A 24,109-nucleotide genomic window follows, 5' to 3' on the forward strand; every position below is an offset into this window, starting at 1 on the left:
GTAACGCTTTCAGCAACGTGACGCCTAACCGCGGCTGAGCACGCGCTCATTACAAGCTTAACAGTGGTTAGCTAGCGTTGGTTTCCTCATCCCGCAACTGACGACGCAGCACTTTACCCACATTGGTTTTAGGCAACTCATCGCGAAACTCAACGTACTTCGGCACTTTATAGCCCGTAAGCTCTTTTTTACACCAGCTGCGCAGCGTTTCCGCATCCAGCTGGCTATTCTTCGAGACAACAAAGAGCTTGATTGCTTCCCCTGCATTTTCATCAGGCACGCCCACCGCTGCAGCTTCAAGCACATCTGGGTGGGCGGCAACGACATCCTCAACTTCGTTAGGATAAACATTGAAACCGGAAACAAGAATCATATCTTTTTTGCGGTCAACGATGCGAATGTAGCCATCGTCTTGAAGCACCGCGATATCACCCGTATGGAACCAGCCATCCTCATCAATGGAATTGCGCGTCTCTTCTTCGCGCTGCCAATAGCCTTTCATGACCTGCGGACCCTGCACACACAGTTCACCCGGCTCGCCTAGCGGGGCATCATTGCCATCTGCATCAACCACTTTGACAGAGGTGCCTGCCACAGGCTTACCAATACTCCCCAACTGAATAGCATTGGTTGGGTTAAAGCTCACAATGGGAGACGTTTCGGTTAATCCATAGCCTTCTGCAATTGGGCAACCGGTGGTTTCTTCCCACCGCTGGGCAGCTGCTTTCGTCAGCGCCATACCACCTGAAATAGTCAGCTTGAGTTTGGAAAAATCTAACTGCTTAAAATCATCCCGGTTACATAGCGCGTTAAATAGCGTGTTCAACCCAATAAACCCGGTGAAAGGTAGTCCTTTCAGCTCTTTGACAAAACTGGGCAGATCACGCGGATTGGTTATCAGTAGCGAATGATTACCGGTTTCCATTAAAAACAGGCAGTTAACAGTAAAGGTGTAGATGTGATAAACCGGCAGCGGTGCAACCACTAGCTCTTCACCATCGGTTAAATGCTCTCCAATCGCTGCACGCGCTTGGAGCATATTTGCGATTAGATTGCAGTGAGTGAGCATCGCCCCTTTGGGCATACCCGTCGTACCACCCGTATACTGAAGCGCTGCCAAGTCGCTCTGGGTGCGGCTCACGTCAGTGTGGCTTAACGAGGCACCTTTTTTAAGCGCATCACGGAAGCCGATGGCACTGGGTAGCGAGTAGGCAGGCACCATCTTTTTAACATGCTTCACTACAGCATTGATCAGCCAGCGCTTTGGCACATCATGAAGATCCGCCAGCTGAGTCACCAGCACGTGCTTGATATCCGTCTTATCGAGCACTTTTTCTAACTTATCTGCCATATTGGCCAAGATAACAATGGCCTTGGCGTTGGAGTCTTTGAACTGATGTGCCATCTCCCGCTCGGTGTAAAGCGGGTTGGTGTTGACCACAACCAACCCTGCCCGTAGGGCGCCAAACACCGCTACGGGGAACTGGAGCACGTTTGGCAGCTGGATAGCAATCCGATCACCCGGTTCAAGATCCGTCTCATGCTGTAACCATGCGGCGAAGTCCGCTGAAAGGCGATCAAGGTCGGCAAAGGTGAGCGTTTTTCCCATGCAGGTAAACGCCGGTTTATCGTTGAAACGCTTTACCGCTTTATGGAAAACATCAGTGACTGAATCATATTGATCCAACCCTTCAAGCGCTGGGCCACGTAAAATGGGGGCATTGGCGTATTCGCTCATGGGCAATCTCCGCTATCCGTGTCGATGATATGACCGACCTTGTTATTGTCGCGAGGTTAAAAGGGCAACGATATACGACGAGCACCCCGCTGTAAAACGATCGATTGAAACTTACGTTTCAACTTTAGCTTATAGCCGTGCACCTCAATCAACAGCGCTCCCTTTTCCTAACTGCTATTACTACTGTAGCGATTGTTACTCTTATGAGTAGTCATTATGGACAATAACGGGCCTGTATTTCTCCTTCTCGCCAAACCAAAAGCTCGCCGGGCTGCATTCGCTCCCACGCTTCGTTTTGAGTCAACGGCTCCGTCGCCATGACGGACACAACATCATTAGGCGTGGTGTGCTCAATAAAATTCACAGTGATCTCCGCATCGGAAAGCTCGGCTTCTCCAAAGGGCGCACGGCGCGTGATGTGAGCAAGTTTTGTTGAGCAATAGCAGTAAAGATAAACACCATCAGACAGCAGCAAGTTAAATACTCCAAGCCCACGAAGCTGCTCACAGAGCGTATGTAAGCACTCCCACACACGCTCAGCGGCTGCAGGCGGTGTTGGGAAAGCACGCCGAAGCTCTCCCATTAACCAGCAAAAAGCATGTTCACTATCCGTCGTACCAACGGGGGTATAAACCCCCAGGGGAAGCTGCTGCCAATCCGTTAACTGGCCGTTATGGGCGTAGCACCAGGGTCGCCCCCACATCTCCCGCGTGAAAGGGTGGGTATTGGCCAGGCGTACGCCGCCCACATTCGCTTGGCGAATGTGGCTGATGACCACATTAGACTTGATGGGATAGTCGCAAATTAATCGCGCAATCGGCGAGTCTACTGAAGGGTGCGGATCACGAAACTCGCGGTATCCACCCTCTTCGTAGAACGCAATTCCCCAACCATCTCGGTGCGGGCCAGTCCCTCCGCCCCTGTGTAAAAAGCCTGAAAAGCTAAAGCAAATGTCGGTCGGTACATTGGCACTCATGCCCAGCAGCTCACACATTCATCGCCTCCTAGGCTGGGCTAATTTTTAATTAATCACCGGCTCACGACGACGGGTAGGCTCTTCTTCAACCTCACGCGGCGGTGGCACTTCCTCAATATTTTGTGGGCGACGCCACCACCAAAGCGCTATGCCCACACAGGCGCCTAACGCCATACCTAAAATTAACCACAGCAGCCCATCACGCAGCCCCGAGCCGCCGCCCTCTAAAACGCCAACTGCCGAGACCATCGCTGCAGGCGCCCAGCCCGTGTAGAACTCCCCTTCTTCCACTAACGGCAAACGAAAACGCGCTGGCATCCACATGGCACCGGCTACTATCCATGTCATCACTAACCGCGGCAGGCGCGGCAACCATGCCAATGCAAAGTACACGGCGATGAGCACTATTAACGAAAGGCCGTAATAACTTAGCCACATCAGTGACATTGAGTTTGCAAACAGCATAATACCCCTCATGTGGGTGGTCTCACCCGACGTTGATTTCCCGTTATGGTACCTGTCAATTTATGAAAGCACAGCCCGGCATTCACCAAGGCTCACCCGCTGCGCGCTATTATCGCGCTAACGACCCACAATGGCACTGGCTAGAGGCGCGTGAAGCGCCAGAAGTGGCCGAGTTTTTAAATGCCGCCAACCAGCAGCATAGCGAATGGTTTGCGCCGCTAGCACCGCTAGCGAATACGCTTTATGAAAGCCATTTAGCGCGCCGCGAACTGGCTGTTACCAGTCTTGAAACCGCGCTGGATTACTTTACGTTTTGGAGTGAAACCGGCGCGGAGGATGACTACCCCTGCTGGTGGCGCTACCCAAACGAACAGCCGCTTAAGCGCGAACTGTTTTTAGATGTTAGGGAACGCGCGGCCGGCCATCCTTTTTATGACATGGGCGACATGGCACTATCGCCCAATGAGCAGTGGCTTGCTTGGACCGAAGATACCCAAGGAGATGAGCGCTTCACGCTATGGCTAAAAGCACTGCCTAACGGCGAACCGAAACGCTTGATAAGTGACATTGGCCCTAGCCTTTGCTGGGCAGAAGATCAAACAGCGCTAGGCGCCACGCTTCTCTTCACTCGCTTTGACGACACCCAACGTCCAGATTCTATTTGGCGCGTGTGGCTAGCGTTTTCGGCCCTCGAACATCTTGCTGAGCCCACCTTAGTAATGCGTGAGAACGATCCAGAGTTCTGGATTGGAATTGGCAAAACTCGTTCTAGAGAGTGGCTGCTCATCGACAGCGGCTCCAAAGATACCACCGAAATCGCCGCCCTGCCCGCCGCTAACCCTGCGGCCACACCTGTCTATCTACACACCCGCCAACCCGGCATTGAAGTTACTATCGATCATCGCCCCGGCGTGTTCTATCGGCTACAAAATCAAACCGGCCCCCACTTTCAACTCGACCACCTGACTGAAGAGCAGCTCGGTAAAGACACCGCTTCGTGGCAGGCGTTAATTACCTACCGCGATGACGCAACCTTAGAAGGGGTCGATGCCTTTGCCTGGGGCCTGATAGTGGCTGAGCGTAGCCACCAGGAAGCCCAGGTAGTTTTGCGTCGCTTGGTACTTGATGAACATCAACAAGCGCAAGTGGATGACTATATTGCGCTACCTGAAACACCCTGTTCACAGCTGCTGGAGGACTCGCCTCACTTTGATACACAGGTGGTACGGTTAAGGGAGGAGTCATTCACCCAGCCGCCCAGCTGGTTTTCGCTTGACCTTCAAAGCGGCGAGCGGACATTACTAAAACGTGTTGCCGTCTATGGAAACCTTTTACCGGAACAGCTCGTTTGCCAGCGTTTGTGGGCCACCAGCGGTGATGGCGAACAGGTGCCCGTGTCGGTTGTTAGACGCGCAGATTTAGCCAACCAAGCGCTGCCTACCGTACTTTACGGCTATGGCGCTTACGGCGAAGCCCTAGATCCCTGGTTTTCCATCGCCCGGCTAGAGCTTCTGGAACGCGGCGTGGCTTTTGCCGTTGCCCACGTGCGCGGCGGTGGCGAACGCGGCGAGCCCTGGTACCTGAAGGGCAAAATGGCACATAAAGAAAATAGCTTTAATGACTTTCTGGCCGCGCGTGAGCTGTTGGTTTCGGAAAAACTGAGTGACCCTGAAGGTATTGTCGCTTGTGGCGCTAGTGCTGGCGGATTATTAGTCGGCGCTTGCCTTAATCGCGCGCCTGAAGCGTTCTGCGCGGCGGTGCTCGACGTGCCTTTCTTAGATGTGCTGCGAACGATGCAAAACCCCGAACTGCCGCTCACTACCGCTGAATATAGCGAATGGGGCAATCCTGAGGAGCCTGAAGTAGAACAACGCATTTCCCGCTATTCGCCTATCGACAATATCACCCAACAGCGCTATCCGGCGCTATGGATCGAAGGTAGCTGGTTTGATACGCGGGTGAGCTACTGGGAGCCGGCCAAATACTATGCCCGCGTGTCTCTGGCTCAACAGGGTGAAGCACCGATTTTATTGCATACCGATATGAGTAGCGGCCACGGCGGCGCTTCAGGTCGATTCAAAGCATGGCGAGACACTGCCCGCCAGGACGCGTTTATTCTTTGGGCGTTAGGACTGGCGCCGTACGTGACTGATTAAATAAGCAATAAGCCCCGCCCTGCAAGCGAATAGCAGGCCCAGGGGCTTTTTTTCAGCGTGCATATCAATACTCAATTTTATGGAAACACTTTCCATAAAATGATTTTTGCGCCATACTGCCACCCAGAACATATACCAACGTCTAATTGCTAGACCGGTTATCAACTAAGCAAACATCAGGAGAACAGTATGAAAACCCAGGAACAGTTTCTTACTATATGGGACGCGCCTTCAAAAGCATCTAATCGCCCACAGGCTAGCAGCGTAAAAAAGACCGCCGCTCCGGCTAAAGAAGCTTTTTTGACAATTTGGGATAGCACTCCGCGTAAACCGGCTGTTTAAAACAGTTCACGAAGCGCATTGGTTAGCACAAGGGTGATCGAGGTGAAGGTAAAGATCACATAGGAAGTACAGCGATTATGTGCTCTTCTAAACGCCCTTCAGGCACTTCATCTTGAGAAACGGCAAAGCCGCGCACGCTGATGCCCTTTCTATGTACCCGCTCAGCGTCATTGCTAAGTAATGGGTGCCAGCCTGCCAGCTTGCGGCCTTCGGCTACCCGCCGATAGCCACAGGTCTGAGGCAGCCAGGTAAACTCTTTAACCAGCGCGGGGGTTAACTGAGTACAGTCTGGCACGCTGTCAAAACGGTTTGCATAGTCGCTACACTGGCAGCTCTGGATATCCAGCAAGCGGCAGGCGACGTTCAAAATGGCCAGCTCTTGCGTTTCGTCATCATGTAGCTTTAACAGACAACACTGACCACAGCCATCACACAGGGCTTCCCACTCTTGGGGCGTCAGTTCGTCGAGGCTGTAGTTTTCCCAAAAGCGTTCGCGCAACGTGGACGGCATCTCGATCACCTTTCTAAGTCACTATGGGTTTGCCTTTCCGCTGGCACTATATCAAGGGAGCCCAGCGTTCGCGCGCACTCTTCCCAAAGCATATAAAAGTCGTTTTCCAGCCAGCCATAATTCTCATTAAGCCAAGGGAGTAATTCAGCCAAACGGTTAGGGCCTGATAAGCGTTTACCAACGCCCGCTATCGCTCGGCAGGTAAAATCGAAATCCGCATAGCCCCTCAGCCAATCATGCTTCACTAATAGCGGTACCATGGTGGCGAGGCGGTTAGGCGCGGGCCTTACCGAAAGAAGCTGATAACAGCGCTCCACTAGCGCTTCGTAATCGTCATCACCGAGCTGCCGTCGAGCTAAAAAGTGATCCCAGACGATATCCAGGGCGATACCCACATAACGCCGCTGATGATTTGGCGCCTGCTGCTTGGCGTTTAATACGCTTGGGTGAGCATCCACCCAGGCATCCACTCGACGATGATGGCGGATACCGCTCGCCACGGCGTTAGGCCAATCGCTTAGGTCACTGCCCTTAACGCCATCGGCAATGAGATTGCCATATAGAAACGCATCACTGCCGTGATGAGCAAGCCAAGCGTGGGCGAGAAAATTCATTGCTGACGATTAACGTGGGCGCGATGAATATCCAATAAGTAGGCTTCTTTTGCCGGGGGCGTTTGCAGATAAAACCCCTTCTCGTTAATCGAGGCCATAATGTCTTCTGCGCTGGCACGCGCCAGCGTCTTATCCGCCGTTAAGATCATCGTAAAAACCGCAATAGGCTTGCCAAAGGTTTCCATCAGTACGTCAGGCACCGGGGCTAACCCTTTACGCTTATCAACGTAAAGGTACATCTCTTCTTTACGCGAGCTTTTAAACACTTCGCAGAGAATTTTTTCGCTCACTGAGAGGCCTCCTTAATAGCTTGGCGTAGGCCTTCGCTTAAACAGTCATCACGCCAGCCTTTTAAGGGCGTTAGCGATTCACCGGCAAGCTGCTGCATCACCATCGCTTCAATATCACGACGACGAAGCAGCAGCTCCGGCGCCACGCCTAACGCGACTGCTTTATCGGTAACTACCTTTTTCACGGCTTTAAAACGCCGCTTAAACGCTGGCTGCATAGGGTCTGGCCACGGCGCTGGAAGGTCATTCTCATCACATTGGTGGGCCTGCTTTACTAAAGCGAGCAGCGCATCACCCTCTTTTTTAACCAGCGTTGGTTTCACACCCTCAACATCCGCCAGCTCATAGCGATTTTTGGGCATGGCTTCCGCTATGGCGAACAACAGCTTATCGCTGACGAGCCAGTTACGCGGCAAATCTCTACGACGGGTTTCGCCTTCACGCCATATCGTCATCAGGCGATAAGCTTCTAGCTGACGCGGAGAAAGACGCCAAAGCTGACGGTGGCGAGTAAACCATTGACCATCACTTTCGACACTTCTACCCGCTTGCTCAATCAGCGTCGCGCACTCCTCCTCAAGCCAAGGCCGCCGCCCTAGCCGCTCAAGTTTTTCTGACTGCAGCTGCCACACTTTCAACAAGTAGATAACATCCAGGGCCGCGTATTCGCACTGAGAAGACGTCAATGGACGCACCAGCCAATTGGAGCGCGTTTCTTCTTTGGGTAGTGTTTCGCCCATCCATAGCTCAACAAGTTTCTGGTAACCCATTCCTGGGTTCTCACCCAAAAACGCCTGCGCGACTTGCGTGTCAACCAATGGTGTGGGCAATACGCCCGCCCAGTGCTGAAACACCTCCAGATCTTCACTACATGCATGCAGCAGCTTTATCGCGTCGTTTTGCAAGAGCTGGCGAAATGCGTCAGTACACGGCGTGGTCAGCGGGTCTACCAGGTAGGCCTGCTCTCCCGCAGTAAACTGGAGTAGCGCCGGCACCGGAAAAAACGTGTTTTCTCGAAAAAACTCGGTATCTAATGCGACAACCGGTTCATCGGCAACCTGTGCGCAGGCGTTGTCAAGCGCTTCGGCGGTATCAATCCATTGATATAAAGGAGTAGTTAAAGAGGACAAGAGACACTTCCAGATTGGCACAACCGCCGTAGCGTTTGCGTTCTTTTATAGGGGTCAATCGCTGGCGAAGGGCTGGCGACCATTAAATGCGCGGCTCAGAGTACCGCCATCCACGTACTCAAGCTCGCCCCCCATGGGTACACCATACGCTAGCCGGGAGAATTTAACGCCATAATGGGCAAGCTGCGACGCAATATAGTGAGCCGTTGCCTCACCCTCAACCGTGGGATTCGTCGCCAGCACCACTTCACTTATAGCACCTTCCGCTACTCGCGCTTCGAGCACGTCTAAACCAATGGCATCCGGCCCAATGCCGTCAAGCGGAGACAGGTGACCATGCAGCACAAAGTAGCGGCCCTGAAATCCGCCAGCTTCTTCAATAGCCAGCTGGTCAGCGGGTGACTCAACCACGCACAAAAGCGCAACATCACGTCGGGGGCTTTGGCAAAGAGCGCAGATATCCGCTTCTGTCAGGGTTCGACAGCGCTGGCAATAGCCCACCTCTTCGATGGCCTGCTGAATAATAGCAGCTAACCGCTGCCCGCCTGGACGCTCTCGCTCTAAAAGGTGCATAGCCATGCGTTGGGCCGTTTTCGGCCCAACGCCTGGCAGCACACGAAAAGCATCCATGAGCTGCTCTACCAGCGGAGAAAATCGCATGGTTTAAAACGGCATCTTAAAACCGGGCGGCAAGTTCAAGCCGGCCGTCGCTTCTTCCATTTTTGCCTTTGAGCTAACTTCTACTTTGCGCACAGCATCATTTACCGCAGCGGCAAGTAAGTCTTCCAAAAGCTCTTTATCTTCTTCCATGACGCTCGGATCAATCGTCACGTTGCTAACGTCGTGGCGGCCATTCATGGTGACCTTTACCATACCGGCGCCCGCTTCACCCTGCACTTCAGCTTTAGCAACCTCTTCTTGCACCTGCTGCATTTTTTCCTGCATCTCTTGGGCTTGCTTCATGATGTTGCCCATTCCACCTTTGAACATGCGGTTATCTCCTGAAAGGTATTAAATATGCTTAAAGTGTTAAACAGCCGACTAGGACCGTGTGTCAGAGGCTGGCTTAACGGTTGATTCTATCAGCGTTGCCCCAAAGGCTTGCTGTAGCTTCTGTATATTGGGGTCGCGATGCAGTAGATCAACAGCCAACGCGTGGCGCTCTTGATGGAGGCGCTCTTCTTGCTGACGAGGCGTTTCCACATCAACCGCCAGTTCCGCTACCGTAAACTCTATGCGACGAGGGACGCCCTGTGCTTTAAGCGCTTTCTCGATGCGGCTTTGATGCACTTCCGCCTTCATAGCAGCTTGACCCGGGTCTAGCCGGAGCACCAGGGTATTGCCATCGTCACTCTCGACTTGGCAGTGCGCTGCTAAATTACGCGTAAGACCGCCCAAGCCTAACGCATTAAACTGCGCTAGCCACTGTCGATGATCAAACAAGCTACCGTTATGAACGGCAAGCGGCTCTGGCTCTGGCTCTGGCTCTGGCTCTGGCTCTGGCTCTGGCTCTGGCTCTGGCTCTGGCTCTGGCTCTGGCTCTGAAGAGAGCATGGCGGCGTTTTCTACTTCATCAAGTGACCAGGGCGGGGCTTGCTCATTTTTCTCAGCGGGGGCTTCTGGCGTTGGCGCCTCCTGCACAGCGGCCGGCGCAGGCGGATTAGCCTGGGCCACTGGCGGTGCAGGTTCAGGCTTTTTTGGCGCGGCTGGCTCGCCCATAGAGGCTGACTGCGCTGCTGCCCCACTAACGTCTTCAGCAGGCTCTGTGCGCAATGGCAAGGACACACGAGGCGGCTTGGGAACCCCTTGGGGACGAAACGCCAGCATGCGCAGCAGCGTCATTTCCAGCGCACTACGCAGGTCAGGCGCATGCACCATATCGCCTCGGCCCTGGATGCCAATTTGGTAATAGAGCTGAATATCTTCAGCGGTAAAGCGGCTCGCTAACTGCTGAATTAGCGCGCGATCACCATGACTGTTATCCACCGCATCGGGCACCATTTGCGCCACCGCCAAACGGTGTAAAATGGCGCTTAATTCGTCCAGCACTGCCGCAAAATCAGGCCCTTGCTCTGAAAGCTGGGCAACTTCTGCCAGTAACCGTTGCACATCGACATCTGCCAAGGCCTCGACTAATGCTAAGACATGCCGATGATCCAACGTGCCCAGCATAGCGGCGACATCGGCATGACGCACGGCGCCTTGGCCAAAGGCAATGGCTTGGTCGGTCAGGCTCATTGCATCACGCATTGAGCCTTCGGCCGCCTTGCCTAGCAGCCACAGCGCGCTCTCGTCATACCCGACCCCCTCTTCACCCAGCACATAGGTTAAATGCTCAACCACGCGCTCGGGGGGCATATGCTTCAACGTGAACTGCAAACAGCGCGACAGCACCGTAGCAGGGAGTTTTTGCGGATCGGTGGTCGCTAGTAAAAACTTAACGTGGGGCGGTGGCTCTTCAAGCGTTTTAAGCAGCGCGTTAAAACTGCTGGTGGAGAGCATGTGCACTTCATCAATTAAGTACACTTTATAGCGCCCTTGGGTAGGCGCGTACTGAACGTTGTCCAGCAGCTCACGGGTGTCTTCCACTTTCGTGCGTGACGCTGCATCGACTTCGATCAGGTCAACAAAGCGGCCTTCGTCAATCGCCTTGCAGCTATCGCACTGACCACACGGGGTGGAGGTAATACCTTCATCGCCTCGGCCATTGGCAGTGCAATTCAGGCATTTCGCCAAGATACGCGCCAGCGTGGTTTTACCCACACCGCGGGTACCTGTAAATAGGTAAGCATGATGTAAGCGGCCTTGATCAAGAGCATTGACCAAGGCGCGCTGGACATGGGCCTGGCCCACGAGCTCGTGGAATGTGCGCGGCCGCCATTTGCGGGCCAGAACCTGATAGCTCATTGAGCAGAATTTCCTTTGGCGGGCTGAGGTCTATACGTGACAAAACACCATTCTAGCGGCTGGGCTTACGCCCGCCAACCGCACAGCCCTTTGGCACAGGCATTACCTTATGCGCTATCGCCGCTCTCAGCAGTACCCGCACGCTGGGCAGCTTCTTTAACCAATTTTTCGAGCTCACCATTTTGATGCATCTCGATGACGATATCGCAGCCGCCCACTAACTCGCCTTCGACCCATAGCTGGGGGAACGTCGGCCAGTTAGCAATTTTCGGTAGCTCGGCGCGAATATCCGGGTTATCCAAGACGTTTACGAAAGCAAAGCGCTCGCCACAGCTCATCAACGCTTGAACAGTTTGCGCAGAAAAACCGCACTGCGGTAACTGCGGAGAGCCTTTCATGTAGATAAGAATCGGGTTTTCGCTAATTTGGCGCTGAATATTTTCGGCAGTCGTGCTCATCATATGCTCCTAACATTACATAGTGGGATTCAAGCCAGTTTACGCTATTCGTCCACCGGCTTTAACCTTATGGCCACGTGTCACTCTTGTTGCATTACCAGTATTGCGTTACCCGCCAATACTTGAGCAAACTACTCAGCCATATCCTGTGGGCGCCATTCTACGCATGCTGCTCGCGTTGCGCATCCCCTGCCGCATCGCTAGGATAGGGTTTTTGCGCGGAGAGAAGTCACCATGGCGACACGCCATTTCCTTACCCTGCTGGATTTATCACCCGATGAGTTGGCGTATTTGATTCAGCGTGCCATCAAAATCAAAAACGACCTAAAAGCCAACGGCCCCGTTTATACGCCTCTGCCTAACCGCACGCTGGCGATGATTTTTGAAAAATCGTCGACGCGTACCCGCGTATCATTTGAAACGGGCATGGCGCAGTTTGGCGGTCACGCGCTTTTTCTCTCTCCCCGCGACACCCAGCTGGGCCGTGGCGAACCGATCGAAGACACCGCTCGCGTGCTTTCAGAGATGGTCGATGCCGTCATGATCCGTACGTTTTCTCACGCCGGCTTGGAAGCCTACGCCAGCGCCAGCAGCGTGCCGGTGATCAACGCCTTGAGCGACGACTATCACCCCTGCCAGCTGTTAGCAGATGTGATGACCTGGACCGAGCTGCGTGGAAGCGTGCAAGGTCGCACCGCGGTATGGGTAGGCGATGGCAACAACATGTGCCACTCATGGATTAACGCGGCACGCCAATTTGGCTTTCAACTGCGCATTTGCTGCCCCAAAGGGTATGAACCCCGCGCCGATATTATGGCCGCTGCCGGTGACTGCATCACACTACTCCATGACCCACATGCCGCCGCCAAGGATGCCGATCTGATCACCACCGATGTGTGGGCTTCCATGGGCCAAGAGGAAGAGCAGGCTAAGCGCGAAGCTGACTTTGCCAGCTTCCAGGTTACTGAAGCGATGCTCGACAGCGCTAAGCCAGACGCCCTCTTTTTACACTGCCTTCCCGCTCATCGCGGTGAAGAAATTAGCCATACGCTGCTTGATGACCCCCGCGCCGTGGTTTGGCAGGAGGCCGGCAACCGCCTGCATGCGCAAAAAGCACTCATCGAGTTCCTGCTGCTTGGCAAAATAACCAATTAACGACGGAATTAGTAAAAACGTCGTTAGAGAAAGAGTGGCATCAAACGCATACAAAAATGCCTCGCTAGTGATAGCGAGGCATTTTTGATAAAAATTGGTGGAGCCTAGCGGGATCGAACCGCTGACCTCAACACTGCCAGTGTTGCGCTCTCCCAGCTGAGCTAAGGCCCCACGTACTGCCGTTGCAGCAGCGGGCAAATACTAGGCGAGAATTTGCCTATCGTCAAGACAAAGCTTAGACAACCATGTTCTAATTCTCCTTTGCCAGGAGCTGTGGCACTCTATGGGGGCAGCATACCAGCCGAGCGCCAGTGTCCAAGAAGATTTTCATGCAGGAGTTTGCCTCTTGATCAACGTTTTAATCGCCGATGATCACCACCTGGTGAGAACCAGTATTGCGCACCTGCTAAACGAAGAAGCCGACATCAAGGTCGTCGGCGAAGTTGATGATGGTGAAAACGCCGTTACTCAGTGCCGCATACTGAAACCCGATATTGTACTTATGGATATACGTATGCCCGGTATTGGCGGGCTTGAGGCCACACGACGCATTCATCGCACGTTAGTGGACATCAAAGTTATTATTTTGACGGCCCACATGGAAGATAGCGTCCTGCGCCGTATGCTTGAGGCAGGTGCTTCAGGCTTTTTGAGCAAAGGTGCTGATGCCGCAGAAATGACCGACGCCATTCGCCAGGTTTTCCATGGGCGCCGCTATGTCAGCCAAGAGATTGCCCAGCGGCTAGCGCTGTCTCATTTTACCGATGAAAATAATCCGTTTAGCCAACTATCGCACCGCGAGTTACAAATCGCGCTGATGATCGTTAATTGCCAGCGCGTCCAAGATATCTCCGACAGGCTGCACTTAAGCCCTAAAACCGTTAACACTTACCGGTATCGGCTGTTTGACAAGCTGCAGGTTGCCACTGACGTTGAACTGACCCATCTCGCCCTGCGTCATGGGCTTGTCGAGGGCTTTGACCCCAGCCTGGGATAGCCCTACCATCGCAGCTTCTGCCGTTTTGAAGCGCCGACACCCAGCTATGACTTTTGATGCCAAGCAGTTTTTAAGCTCAGTAAGCACCTCTCCGGGTGTGTACAGAATGCTGGACGAGCAGCACAACACCCTCTATGTCGGCAAAGCCAAACGCTTAAAGGCGCGGCTTGCCAGCTATTTTCGTGGCCAGCTGAACACCAAAACCCAGGCAATGGTGGCACGAATTGCCGATATTCAAATTACCGTTACGCGCAGCGAAACCGAAGCATTGTTGCTCGAACAGACGCTGATTAAAGAGCTGCGGCCGCCCTACAACATCTTGTTAAGAGATGATAAGTCCTACCCCTTTGTGTTTGTGACCGACCGTCATCCTTATCCTGCCCTTGAGTATAAGCGAGCTCGCCAGCGCCGTGACGATGGCCGCTACTTAGGCCCCTACCCCAGCAGCGGCGCGGTAAGAGAAAGCCTTGCACTTATGCAGAAAATTTTTCGCATTCGTAACTGCGAAGATAGCGTTTTTGCTCACCGTTCGCGCCCCTGCCTTCAGTTCCAAATCCAGCGCTGCAGCGCCCCCTGCGTAGACTACATCTCGCAGGAAGAGTACCGCCGCGACGTAGAGCATGCGGTTATGTGTCTTGAGGGCAAAAGCGAGCACGTCACGCAGGCACTGACTACTGATATGGAGGCCGCTAGCAACGCCTTAAATTTTGAAGAAGCTGCCCGCTTACGTGATCAAATACAGCAGCTTAGGCAACTGCAGCAGCGCCAGTTTGTCGATAATGAAAGCGGCGATGCCGATATTTTTGCGCTGGCCCAGCGACCGGGCGCACTCGGGGTATCAGTACTTAGCGTACGAGACGGGCGCTTGCTTGGCGCACGCCACCACATGCCTAAAAATGACTTAGACCTACCGCCGGAAATACTGCTTACCGAGGTTGTTAGCCAATACTATTTTGGCCAACCCCACAATGTGCCCAGCGAAGTGATCACTAGCCACCCGCTTGAAGACAGTGACCTACTCGCAAGCGCATTATCGCTACAAGCAGGTAAACGCGTCCGAGTCGCCAGCCAAGTACGTGGCCATCGGGCTCAGTGGCAACATTTAGCGATGACCAACGCCGAACAGCAGCTCGCCTCGCAACTGGCTAATAAAACGCAGCTCACCCAGCGCTTTGAAGCACTGCAAAAAGCGCTAGCACTCGACAAAATCCCCGAGCGCCTCGAATGCTTCGATATTAGCCACAGCCAGGGCGAAGCGACGGTCGCTTCCTGCGTCGTCTTTGATCACCAAGGCCCCCGCAAAAGCGATTACCGCCACTTCCGTATCGAAGGGGTTGCCGCAGGCGATGATTATGCCGCCATGCAACAAGCGCTTACCCGGCGACTGAAACGTGTAAAAAGCGGCGAAGCCACTGCACCCGATGTGCTGATTGTCGATGGCGGCAAGGGGCAGCTCAATATGGCGCGGGGCGTGCTAACCGACCTTGACGTAACGAATATTATTTTGCTGGGCGTTGCCAAGGGTACGACGCGTAAAGCAGGGCTGGAAACGCTGTTCCTAGAAACTACCGATAATCCGCTGCCTCTCGACCCCGCCTCGCCTGCTCTGCATTTGATCCAGCACATTCGAGACGAGTCTCATCGCTTTGCCATCGCCGGGCACCGCGCCCAACGAGATAAAGCACGACGCACCTCAACGCTACAAGACATTCCAGGTATTGGCCCTAAGCGCCGGCGTGAGCTGCTGAAATTTTTTGGCGGCTTACAGGGCGTCCAAAAGGCGAGCCGCGATGAACTGTTACGGGTGCCAGGCATTAACGCCGCCCTTGCAGAAACAATTTACACTGCGCTTAATGGATAAACCGACGCTTAACATGGATGCTGATCGCCAAGGGGGATAGAATACTCCCTCAGCAAGCACTCCATCTTTCATGACTCTCCGGCAAGGATCGCGCCCTGCGATGAATATACCCAACATACTGACTCTGGCAAGAATCGTCTTTATCCCGCTACTGGTAGTACTGTTTTATCTGCCGTTTAGCTGGAGCATGCCCCTTGCAGCGGGGCTGTTTGCCCTGGCAGCAGTGACCGACTGGCTAGATGGCTATCTGGCCCGGCGCTGGAACCAGTCAACACCGTTTGGCGCTTTTCTAGACCCTGTTGCCGATAAGCTCATGGTGGCAGTCGCGTTGGCACTGTTAATAGAACGCTTCGACACCTTGGTCTTAACCCTACCTGCGCTGGTTATTATTGGCCGCGAGATCGTCATATCAGCACTACGCGAATGGATGGCGGAAATGGGCAAACGCGGCATGGTGGCCGTTTCCTGGATCGGCAAGCTGAAAACCACGTTACAAATGGTGGCTATCCTTATTTTATTAGCCTTTCCACCTGGGCATGAGATTGCCTTATTTGGCGTTGTCGTGCTTTATGCGGCGGCTATCCTGACCCTATGGTCGATGATTCAGTACCTAAAATCTGCATGGCCACACCTCAGTCGCTCAATGTAAAAAAAGAGAGTATCTGATTGTGCTTGCTGATAAATTCATTGATTGACAAGCTCGCCCTGATGCGTATAATTCGCCCTCGAGTCGAGCGGGAATAGCTCAGTGGTAGAGCATCGCCTTGCCAAGGCGAGGGTCGGGAGTTCGAATCTCCTTTCCCGCTCCAACTTGGATAGCGTGGTAAAGCAAGTGAGGGTCGTGAGCTGGAACGCCAGTCCGATCGATCTCCTTTCCCGCTCCAATGACTTGTTAGGCTGGATGGCAGAGTGGTTATGCAGCGGACTGCAACTCCGTGTACGCCGGTTCGATTCCGACTCCAGCCTCCATTTTCAGTGTAACGGCAGACTTCGTCTACGATACACTGCCCGGATGGCGAAATTGGTAGACGCAAGAGACTTAAAATCTCTCGGAGGTAACTCCGTGCCGGTTCAAGTCCGGCTCCGGGCACCATTTATTAGTTAAATATTTAAGCTGCGAGATCACCTGATCTACGCAGCTTTTTTGTTTGCCTAATACTTCTATTGAGGCTAGCGAGCGATTTTTTCCCCGCACGCATCGCCAAGCGATTACGGTCACGCTATGATGCCTGCCTTATACCGCACAGCGCTTGATCGTGAGAAAAAGGAGCGGGGCCAATGAGCACGCCAACATCCGACGTACTTATTATCGGCGGCGGCGTCGCCGGTTTAACCCTTGCGCTTGAGGTTGCCGATCACCTCTCAGTGACGCTAGTCCGCCCAGCGATGGATGACCAAGGCGCCAGCCGGTGGGCTCAGGGAGGCATTGCTGCCGTTCTGTCCCCCGACGATGATCTTGAAGCCCATGTGCGCGATACGCTAATTGCGGGTGACGGACTGTGCGATGAAGCCGCGGTAAGATACACGGTGACCCATGGGCCAGCCGCTATTCAGTGGCTCATTGATAACGGCGTACCATTCACTCCTGACCCCGACCCCGCCGCTCGCTACCCTTTCCACCTCACCAGAGAAGGCGGACACAACGCCCGGCGTATTATTCATGCAGATGACGCCACCGGGCGCGCTGTTGTCGATACGCTGCTCAATAAAGTCAGCGCGCATCCGAACATTATCCAACGCAACGACCTAACGATTTTAAACCTCCTCAGCAATGACGCTGGCCAGTGCATTGGCGCCACGGGGGCAGACGCACAACAGCACTATCAAACCTTATTAGCACGTCACACTGTGTTAGCCACTGGCGGTTCCAGCGGGCTTTACCGCCACACAACCACGCCCTCTCCCAGCAGCGGTGAAGGCATGATAATGGCAGCCGAGCTCGGCGCCGTACTCATGAACCTTGAGTTCCAACAGTTTCACCCTACCTGTTTATTCGACCCAGAAGGCCCCGCTTTTTTAATTAGCGAAGCCGTGCGCGGTGAGGGCGGCTATCTGCTCAATGAAGCGGGTCATCGGTTTATGCCCGACATTGACCCACGCGCAGAGCTTGCCCCCCGCGATGTGGTCGCGCGAGCGATCGATGCGCAAATTCAGCAAGGTCGACATGGGCATGTTTGGCTGGATATTCGCCATCTTGGTAAAGAGGCTATTGCCCATCACTTTCCGACGATTTTGGCTCACTGCGCCACGCGTGGCCTAGACATTACCCAACAGCCGATCCCCGTGGTGCCTGCGGCGCACTACAGCTGCGGCGGCGTCGCAACCGATCACAAGGGTGCCACCCACGTCGCCAACCTGTATGCCATAGGCGAAACCGCCTGCACCGGCCTCCACGGCGCAAACCGCATGGCAAGCAATTCCCTACTGGAGTGTTTGGTATACGCACGGAGCTGTGCAAAGCACTTACTTGCCCAGCCAGCTGTTGGCCAACCCTGCGCTAGCGACATCGTTGTGCCACCTAACCATGCGGCGGGTAGTGTTGATATCAACACGCTTGATGCAATGCGTAATGAGATACGCGAAGTAATGAGTCACTACGTCTCCATTGTGCGCAGCACTCAAAGTCTGAATACCGCAGGCAAGAAACTTAACGACATTGATGTAAAACTAAAGACACTTCTTCATGCTACCAACGATAAACGTGTCGAGCAGCCCACCCAACCAGAGAGCCATCGCCTCAAACAGTGCCTGAAACTTGCTCAATTGACGGTATTAGCGGCACAAAATCGACATGAATCCCGAGGGCTGCACTACTCCACGGACTGGCCTAAGCAGCTGAGCAATGCCACAGCATCCAGGCTTACGCTTCAGCAGCTAACGACCAGCCCGGTGGCATAGCCGCCGCAGCGCCCGGTGGCTATGGGCTGGCAAACTATCAGGCCATAGCCAAACCCTTTGCGACCCCACGTAAAGACCAAGCAGCCACGGGCCGATATAGTCGCAGCGCACTGGCCGTTCATCGCTCAGCTCTCCGTTTGCCAGCAACCAACGTCCTAATAGCTGCGCGCCCGTTTTTACTAACTGCAGCTCACCACTGGGCTGCGCCTGATACTGGCGCCACACCACATAGGCAATGCAAAGCGCTAAAATAACCACCCACCACACCGGCACTAATCCACTCGACACAACACAAAGCCCTAACGCCAACGCTGCATGGCATGCGCTTTGACACTTAGAGCGTGCGATAGGCAGAGTTATCGGTGGTTTCGGCATGTTCAACGATCATCTGCACCAATCGACGTAATACAGGATCCTCCGGCCATTCACGATGCATCAGCCACACAAACAGATCTTGATCCTCTTCTTCGATTAACCGCTCATAGGCTAATTGATCGTCCTCACTGAGCGTATCAAAGCGTTGCTCAAGGAAAGGTATAAGCAACAAATCCAGCTCCCACATACCGCGGCGAGAGTGCCAGTAAAGTCGCTTGCGTAGTATTGCTGCTGGGGAAGTGTCGTCGCTCAACGTCAGCCTCTCGGGATAGATGAAATGAAATGCCAGTATACCTAAGCCACAGGGTCGCGCCAGCAGCAACCTTCGCCTATGCTGTAATTCAGTTTTGCACTAATTAACCTAGTACCTTGTTTTATCTGAATTGTTTTATATCGGCATGCGCAGTATGCTGGATTCGATGTTATCGAGGTCGCAAGCACCTATCTATGCGCCTTATCAGTTCGCAGGGAGCCAACCGATGACCAAATCTGAATTGATCGAACAAATCGCAATGCGGCAACCGGAGCTATCCGTCAAAGAAGTGGAAACGGCGGTGCGTATTATCCTGGATGATATGACCGACGCCTTAGCGAGCGGCGGCCGCGTGGAAATACGCGGTTTTGGCAGTTTTTCACTGCACTACCGAGAGCCACGCATAGGGCGTAACCCTAAAACCGGCGACCCTGTTGATTTAGAGGGAAAATATGTTCCCCACTTCAAGCCGGGTAAAGAGCTACGCGAACAGGTAGATGCTAGCCGTGCACTTGGCTACTAGCCAAACATCACGCGCTTTTCGATGGATATCAGACCTTCTGCGGGATGACGTCGCTTACAGACTCAGACACAATAGCACCACCGTGAACGTCACTGACTAGGAAACTCTCATGCGTTGGATAAAAGGGCTGATTCTAGCCATCATTTTGCTGGTTGTTCTACTGGTTGGCATTCTGTTTGCCGTCAACAATCAGCAAACCGTCGCCTTAAACCTCATTTGGTTAGAGCTGCCGCCCGTCTCTCTTTCTGTATGGCTGCTGGCCACGTTAGCCTGTGGTGTCATCCTAGGCATGCTCGCTATGCTGGGTGTTTACGTACGACTGAAGGCGCGGTTGGCGCGCAGCGAAAGGCACAGCAAGCAGCAGCGCAAAGAGCTAGACCGTTTACGCACTCAGGAGCTTAAGGAAGTGGCGTAAATGCATGATCTCGCGCTGCTGGGTGTACTATTGGCAGCCATCGCCATTGGTTTTGGCCTGGGATATCGACGCGCCTCTCTCCGCCACCGGCGACAAGAAGCTAGGGGCGCCCCAGAGCCATCCCGCGAGTATTTCGTCGGGCTGAATTATCTTCTCAATGAGCAGCCTGACGAAGCGATCAACACCTTTATCCATGCACTGGATGTCAACAGCGATACTATTGGCACTCACATCGCACTAGGTAAGCTTTTTCGGGCACGCGGTGAAGCGGACAAAGCCGTCAGCATTCACCAAAACTTACTTGCTCGCCCAGCACTCTCTACGTCTACCAACCAGCATATTCAGCTTGAGCTAGCGCGTGACTTTATGGCCTTAGGCGTCCACGACCGCGCACAACGTTTGCTGCACGAACTTTTAGCACATGCTGTTAACTCTCCGTACCACTCAGACGCCAAACGTTTATTAATCGATATCTTAGAGCGTGAAAAAGAGTGGCAGTCTGCTCTGGACATTGCCCAACCACTTATCAAACAGCAGCCGGGGATGCGCCGACCCGCCGCACACTGGCTATGCGAACTCGCCTTAGAAGAAATTCAACAGTCTAGCCGTGCGCTGGCTCGTAAACACTTAAAAAAGGCGCTACAGCTCGACGAGCACTGCGTTCGTGCGACTCTGCTTCTAGCCGAGCTAGATATGGAAAATGGACACTATCGCCGCGCTATTGACGGGCTTGAACGCATACCTCGCCAAGATATTGCCCATACCCCTACGATGCTGCCAGCTCTTCAGCGCGCCTATGAGCGTAACAACGATATACAGGGCTTTGAGACCCAGCTCTATCAACTGCTTGGCCAAGCACCTTACACCAGCGTGATTATTACGTTAGGGGAGCTAGTGCATCACCGCGACGGCGTTGATAATGCTATCGAGCGCACCGGTGAATGGCTTCGTGAGGCCCCGAGCTTGGGCGGGCTTGATTACCTAGTAGACCTCTATATGGAGAGCCAGCGTCTTAGCGGGAAAACCCCGCCTGACTCACGGCTACTGCTCTTGAAACACCATACAGGAGCACTTATGAAAGGCCGGCCTCGCCATCAATGCCGACGCTGTGGGTTTACCAGCGACAGTCTCGTATGGCAGTGCCCCAGCTGTCGTCGCTGGGGCACCATTAAGCCTATTACCGGCATTGAAGGCGAATAAATAACTAAACCACCGCAAGCTCGGCTTCAATGGCTGCCAATGCTGCCATGGGGTCTTCTGCCTGAGTCACCGGACGTCCCACTACCAAGTGAGTGCTTCCCGCACGCATCGCCTCAGAAGGCGTCATAATCCGCTGCTGATCATTAGCAGCCGCAAAGCTTGGTCGAATACCTGGGGTAACTTTCAAAAACTCAGCGCCGCACAAGGCTTTAATTTGCGCCGACTCTTGGGCAGAACACACTACCCCACTCAAACCGCTTTGCTGAGTTAGCGACGCTAAACGCATCACCTGCTCCTGCGGCGTGGCCGCTACTCCCGTCTCATTCAAATCCTCGGTCTGCATACTGGTTAGCACCGTCACGGCTATAAGGTGCGTTGATAGGTGGTGGTCCTGAAGACGCTTGGCTGCCGCCTCCATCATGCGACGCCCCCCAGAAGCGTGCACATTAACCATCCAAACACCTTGCTCAGCTGCCGCTTGAACAGCGCTTGCGACCGTATTAGGGATATCGTGGAATTTCAGGTCAAGAAACACTTCAAACCCACGTCCATGCAAAGCCTCCAACACAGCCGGGCCACTGCGCGTAAATAACTCTTTACCCACTTTTACACGACAGCGCGATGGCTCTAACTGGTCAGCCATGCACAAAGCAGCATCCAGGGAGGGGTAATCAAGGGCGATAATCAAAGGCGAATCGGTAGCCATGGGCGTACTCCACATGCATTTTTAGCGCATTGTAACAGCCCAGCCCGGCTTGCTGTGTAAGCGATTTGCTCATAACCCGTAGCAAAAGGCTTACAAAAACAGTCGCACATGGCTTACAGCATTTTCATGATGAAGCGCTTAAGTTTATTAAAGCGAGGGATTATTAAAACTTCGCTAATTTATACACCTGGCCAAACAGCGATTGCTCGACACATGAATGCGGTAGCAGAGCGTCGTTAGGCGGCCCAAACAACCACTCAAGGGATGTTAAACAATGCAAACAACATTAAAAAAATTGCTCATTGCACTGCTACTTAGCTTAGGTTTAGGCCTATCTAGTGTTGTCTTAGCGCAGGCGGTAGCCCCTATTAATGTCAATACCGCAGACGAAGAGCTACTCGCAGAGCTTCCCGGTATAGGGCCAAGCCGAGCGGCTGCCATTATTGAAGAGCGCGAAACTAACGGTGCTTTTGAGCAGGCAGATGATTTAACCCGCATTAGCGGTATCGGGCCAGCCACCGTTGACCGCATGCGCGATCAAGTCGTCTTCAGCGACGAATAAATAGGACACCTTAGCGCCCCGATGCTCACCTTAGCCTGGGGCGTTAAGGTACCAGAACAACCGTATTTTACGTGCACCGCTATATTACCCATGCCGCCATAAACCGATCTACGGGCAGCGCCTCAAATCCGGCCTGATCCGAACATAACTGTTCAATGTACTGACATTGACGAGGCGGAAAACGCGTTGATAAGTGACGCTTAAATTTTTCTATTAGTAGTGGAATACCATCATCACGACGTCGGCGGTGGCCAACTGGGTATTCAACGGCCACGTTATCAGTGCAGGTACCATCTTTAAAAAATACCTGAACGGCATTGGCAATAGAGCGCTTATCAGGGTCGTGATAGTCCTGAGAGTAGCGACGATCTTCAACCACCGTCATCTTCTCACGTAACCGATCAATCTCAGGATGCGCTCGATGAAAACTATCTTCGTAATGCTCAGCATTCAGAGCACCAAAAATTAAAGGTACTGCCGTCATATACTGTAAGCAGTGGTCACGATCCGCCGGATTGGCGAGATCTCCCGTCTTAGAAATAATGCGGATAGCAGAATCATGAGTCGTCAGCACTATTTTATCTATCTCATCCCATCGGTTTTTCACGTCAGGATATAGCGCCACGGCTGCCTCACAGGCCGTTTGCGCATGAAATTCAGCCGGAAAAGAAATCTTAAATAAGATATTTTCCATCACGTAACTGCCAAACGAACGCTGGAAACGCAGGCGGCGCTCGGCTTCAGGTTTAAGACGTAGGTCTTTATTTGAGTGGCTAAAGAGCACATCGTAGAACCCCCACTGCCGAGCGGACAACGCACTGGGTATGCCCATTTCACCACGCAGGGCAATATTTGCTAAGCAAACCCCTCGCGAGGTTGCATCCCCCGCTGCCCAGCTTTTGCGTGAACCGGCGTTAGGCGCGTGACGATAGGTGCGTAAACTTTGCCCATCGACCCAGGCGTGGGAAAGGGCCGACAGCAGCTGCTCACGGTCTGCCCCCCAAAGCTTTGCCGCTACCGCCGTAGAGGCCACCTTAACCAATACGACGTGATCAAGCCCAACGCGGTTGAAACTGTTGTCTAACGCGAGCACGCCTTGAATTTCATGCGCCATGACCATGGCTTCAAGCACATCAAGCATTAACAGTGGCGTATCACCCTGGGCAACGCGCTTTTGTGACAGATGGTCGGCCACTGCCAAAATAGCCCCAAGGTTGTCGGATGGATGCCCCCACTCGGCCGCCAGCCACGTATCGTTATAGTCTAACCACCGTATCACGCAGCCAATATCCCAAGCCGCCTTCACGGGATCAAGGCGTAGCGACGTACCTGGCACACGGGCGCCGCAGGGTACCGTCGTGCCCTCTACCCAAGGCCCAAGTAGCTTTGTGCATTCGGGGAAGCGCAGTGCCAACAGCCCACACCCAAGACTATCCATCAGGCAGTAACGGGCAGTCTCCAGCGCTTCTTTCGACTCAACGCGATAATTCAGCACGTAATCGGCTATACGCTGGAGCTCGAGATCATAATCAGGCCGCTGGTTCACTTCCGACGTGGCTGACATAGCGAGCTCCTTA

Annotated in this window: 26 protein-coding genes and 4 tRNA genes; 14 read left to right on the forward strand and 16 right to left on the reverse strand. The window is 53.6% G+C overall.

All coding sequences use genetic code 11. The annotated features are described in order from the left end of the window. Positions 1–67 precede the first annotated feature (67 nt). The 3 genes from LOS15_RS08725 to LOS15_RS08735 all read right to left on the reverse strand — a co-directional run bounded on the left by LOS15_RS08725 (position 68) and on the right by LOS15_RS08735 (position 3,179). Positions 68–1,738, reverse strand: a complete 1,671-nt coding sequence (locus LOS15_RS08725; RefSeq protein WP_263065293.1) for an AMP-binding protein — start codon at positions 1,736–1,738, stop codon at positions 68–70. Positions 1,739–1,952: 214 nt separating this feature from the next. Further along, positions 1,953–2,732, reverse strand: a complete 780-nt coding sequence (locus tag LOS15_RS08730; RefSeq protein WP_263065295.1) for a class II glutamine amidotransferase — start codon at positions 2,730–2,732, stop codon at positions 1,953–1,955. 27 nt (positions 2,733–2,759) lie between these two features. Next, on the reverse strand, positions 2,760–3,179 hold the full coding sequence (locus LOS15_RS08735; protein WP_263065297.1) for a hypothetical protein: 420 nt from the start codon (positions 3,177–3,179) through the stop codon (positions 2,760–2,762). 62 nt (positions 3,180–3,241) lie between these two features. On the opposite strand from LOS15_RS08735, the gene LOS15_RS08740 reads away from it, so the two are divergent. Together LOS15_RS08740 and LOS15_RS08745 are read left to right on the forward strand one after the other, a co-directional pair. Beyond that, positions 3,242–5,335: a S9 family peptidase gene (locus LOS15_RS08740; protein ID WP_263065298.1), complete on the forward strand. Its 2,094-nt coding sequence runs from the start codon at positions 3,242–3,244 to the stop codon at positions 5,333–5,335. A 189-nt stretch (positions 5,336–5,524) separates the two neighbouring features. Next, positions 5,525–5,677 carry a hypothetical protein gene (locus tag LOS15_RS08745; protein ID WP_263065300.1) on the forward strand — a complete coding sequence of 51 codons (153 nt, stop codon included), beginning with the start codon at positions 5,525–5,527 and terminating at the stop codon, positions 5,675–5,677. Between the two features lie 55 nt (positions 5,678–5,732). On the opposite strand, the gene LOS15_RS08750 is transcribed toward LOS15_RS08745, so the two are convergent. The 8 genes from LOS15_RS08750 to grxD form a co-directional block, all read right to left on the reverse strand. Continuing rightward, positions 5,733–6,188, reverse strand: a complete 456-nt coding sequence (locus LOS15_RS08750) for a YcgN family cysteine cluster protein (protein WP_263065302.1) — start codon at positions 6,186–6,188, stop codon at positions 5,733–5,735. Positions 6,189–6,193: 5 nt separating this feature from the next. Continuing rightward, entirely contained in the window at positions 6,194–6,802 is a 609-nt protein-coding gene (locus tag LOS15_RS08755) for an ACP phosphodiesterase (protein ID WP_263065303.1), read from the reverse strand. Then, positions 6,799–7,092: a YcgL domain-containing protein gene (locus LOS15_RS08760; protein WP_263065304.1), complete on the reverse strand. Its 294-nt coding sequence runs from the start codon at positions 7,090–7,092 to the stop codon at positions 6,799–6,801. The genes LOS15_RS08755 and LOS15_RS08760 overlap by 4 nt, the downstream gene beginning before the upstream one ends. Next, positions 7,089–8,222 (reverse strand): ribonuclease D, encoded by a 1,134-nt coding sequence (gene rnd, locus LOS15_RS08765; RefSeq protein WP_263065305.1) that lies wholly within the window; start codon positions 8,220–8,222, stop codon positions 7,089–7,091. The genes LOS15_RS08760 and rnd overlap by 4 nt, the downstream gene beginning before the upstream one ends. A gap of 54 nt (positions 8,223–8,276) precedes the next feature. After that, the gene (gene recR, locus LOS15_RS08770; RefSeq protein WP_263065306.1) at positions 8,277–8,882 is read right to left on the reverse strand and encodes a recombination mediator RecR; all 606 of its coding nucleotides are present in this window, start codon (positions 8,880–8,882) and stop codon (positions 8,277–8,279) included. A gap of 3 nt (positions 8,883–8,885) precedes the next feature. Beyond that, on the reverse strand, positions 8,886–9,212 hold the full coding sequence (locus tag LOS15_RS08775) for a YbaB/EbfC family nucleoid-associated protein (RefSeq protein ID WP_263065308.1): 327 nt from the start codon (positions 9,210–9,212) through the stop codon (positions 8,886–8,888). Positions 9,213–9,263: 51 nt separating this feature from the next. Further along, positions 9,264–11,129, reverse strand: a complete 1,866-nt coding sequence (gene dnaX / locus LOS15_RS08780; RefSeq protein WP_263065309.1) for a DNA polymerase III subunit gamma/tau — start codon at positions 11,127–11,129, stop codon at positions 9,264–9,266. Positions 11,130–11,236: 107 nt separating this feature from the next. After that, entirely contained in the window at positions 11,237–11,587 is a 351-nt protein-coding gene (gene grxD, locus LOS15_RS08785) for a Grx4 family monothiol glutaredoxin (RefSeq protein WP_263065310.1), read from the reverse strand. Between the two features lie 234 nt (positions 11,588–11,821). Here grxD and argF point away from each other — a divergent pair, with 234 nt between their 5' ends. After that, on the forward strand, positions 11,822–12,742 hold the full coding sequence (gene argF, locus LOS15_RS08790) for an ornithine carbamoyltransferase (protein WP_263065312.1): 921 nt from the start codon (positions 11,822–11,824) through the stop codon (positions 12,740–12,742). 95 nt (positions 12,743–12,837) lie between these two features. On the opposite strand, the gene LOS15_RS08795 is transcribed toward argF, so the two are convergent. After that, positions 12,838–12,913 (reverse strand) — tRNA-Ala (locus LOS15_RS08795). A gap of 175 nt (positions 12,914–13,088) precedes the next feature. Between LOS15_RS08795 and uvrY the strand changes: the two genes are divergently transcribed. The 7 genes from uvrY to nadB all read left to right on the forward strand — a co-directional run bounded on the left by uvrY (position 13,089) and on the right by nadB (position 18,498). After that, positions 13,089–13,739: a UvrY/SirA/GacA family response regulator transcription factor gene (gene uvrY, locus LOS15_RS08800; protein ID WP_263065314.1), complete on the forward strand. Its 651-nt coding sequence runs from the start codon at positions 13,089–13,091 to the stop codon at positions 13,737–13,739. A gap of 46 nt (positions 13,740–13,785) precedes the next feature. Beyond that, entirely contained in the window at positions 13,786–15,600 is a 1,815-nt protein-coding gene (gene uvrC / locus LOS15_RS08805) for an excinuclease ABC subunit UvrC (RefSeq protein ID WP_263065315.1), read from the forward strand. A 100-nt stretch (positions 15,601–15,700) separates the two neighbouring features. Further along, positions 15,701–16,249 (forward strand): CDP-diacylglycerol--glycerol-3-phosphate 3-phosphatidyltransferase, encoded by a 549-nt coding sequence (pgsA, locus tag LOS15_RS08810; RefSeq protein WP_263065317.1) that lies wholly within the window; start codon positions 15,701–15,703, stop codon positions 16,247–16,249. 85 nt (positions 16,250–16,334) lie between these two features. Continuing rightward, positions 16,335–16,409, forward strand: a tRNA-Gly gene (locus tag LOS15_RS08815). 86 nt (positions 16,410–16,495) lie between these two features. Continuing rightward, positions 16,496–16,569: transfer RNA gene (locus LOS15_RS08820), tRNA-Cys, on the forward strand. 37 nt (positions 16,570–16,606) lie between these two features. Then, positions 16,607–16,693 (forward strand) — tRNA-Leu (locus LOS15_RS08825). A 185-nt stretch (positions 16,694–16,878) separates the two neighbouring features. Then, positions 16,879–18,498 carry an L-aspartate oxidase gene (gene nadB, locus LOS15_RS08830; protein WP_263065319.1) on the forward strand — a complete coding sequence of 540 codons (1,620 nt, stop codon included), beginning with the start codon at positions 16,879–16,881 and terminating at the stop codon, positions 18,496–18,498. Here the strand turns inward: nadB and LOS15_RS08835 are convergent. Next, positions 18,475–18,786, reverse strand: coding sequence for a hypothetical protein (locus tag LOS15_RS08835; RefSeq protein WP_263065321.1), 312 nt, complete (start codon positions 18,784–18,786; stop codon positions 18,475–18,477). The two genes, nadB and LOS15_RS08835, sit on opposite strands and share 24 nt — an antisense overlap. Positions 18,787–18,832: 46 nt before the next feature. Continuing rightward, positions 18,833–19,126: a succinate dehydrogenase assembly factor 2 gene (locus tag LOS15_RS08840; RefSeq protein WP_263065322.1), complete on the reverse strand. Its 294-nt coding sequence runs from the start codon at positions 19,124–19,126 to the stop codon at positions 18,833–18,835. Positions 19,127–19,352: 226 nt separating this feature from the next. Between LOS15_RS08840 and LOS15_RS08845 the strand changes: the two genes are divergently transcribed. From LOS15_RS08845 to lapB, 3 genes are all read left to right on the forward strand, one after another. After that, on the forward strand, positions 19,353–19,649 hold the full coding sequence (locus LOS15_RS08845) for an integration host factor subunit beta (RefSeq protein ID WP_263065324.1): 297 nt from the start codon (positions 19,353–19,355) through the stop codon (positions 19,647–19,649). A 109-nt stretch (positions 19,650–19,758) separates the two neighbouring features. Next, positions 19,759–20,064 carry a LapA family protein gene (locus LOS15_RS08850; RefSeq protein WP_263065326.1) on the forward strand — a complete coding sequence of 102 codons (306 nt, stop codon included), beginning with the start codon at positions 19,759–19,761 and terminating at the stop codon, positions 20,062–20,064. Continuing rightward, positions 20,065–21,264, forward strand: a complete 1,200-nt coding sequence (gene lapB / locus LOS15_RS08855; RefSeq protein WP_263065328.1) for a lipopolysaccharide assembly protein LapB — start codon at positions 20,065–20,067, stop codon at positions 21,262–21,264. Between the two features lie 4 nt (positions 21,265–21,268). Here the strand turns inward: lapB and pyrF are convergent, their stop codons facing one another. After that, the gene (pyrF, locus tag LOS15_RS08860) at positions 21,269–21,970 is read right to left on the reverse strand and encodes an orotidine-5'-phosphate decarboxylase (RefSeq protein ID WP_263065329.1); all 702 of its coding nucleotides are present in this window, start codon (positions 21,968–21,970) and stop codon (positions 21,269–21,271) included. A 274-nt stretch (positions 21,971–22,244) separates the two neighbouring features. On the opposite strand from pyrF, the gene LOS15_RS08865 reads away from it, so the two are divergent. Next, positions 22,245–22,532 carry a ComEA family DNA-binding protein gene (locus LOS15_RS08865; RefSeq protein WP_263065331.1) on the forward strand — a complete coding sequence of 96 codons (288 nt, stop codon included), beginning with the start codon at positions 22,245–22,247 and terminating at the stop codon, positions 22,530–22,532. A gap of 79 nt (positions 22,533–22,611) precedes the next feature. Here LOS15_RS08865 and LOS15_RS08870 read toward each other — a convergent pair whose 3' ends face one another. Continuing rightward, entirely contained in the window at positions 22,612–24,096 is a 1,485-nt protein-coding gene (locus LOS15_RS08870) for a bifunctional 2-methylcitrate dehydratase/aconitate hydratase (RefSeq protein WP_263065333.1), read from the reverse strand. Between the last annotated feature and the right edge of the window lie 13 nt (positions 24,097–24,109).

Origin of the sequence: Halomonas sp. 7T (genome assembly GCF_025643255.1) — a bacterium.
In the GTDB taxonomy this organism is placed as follows: Bacteria; Pseudomonadota; Gammaproteobacteria; order Pseudomonadales; family Halomonadaceae; genus Vreelandella.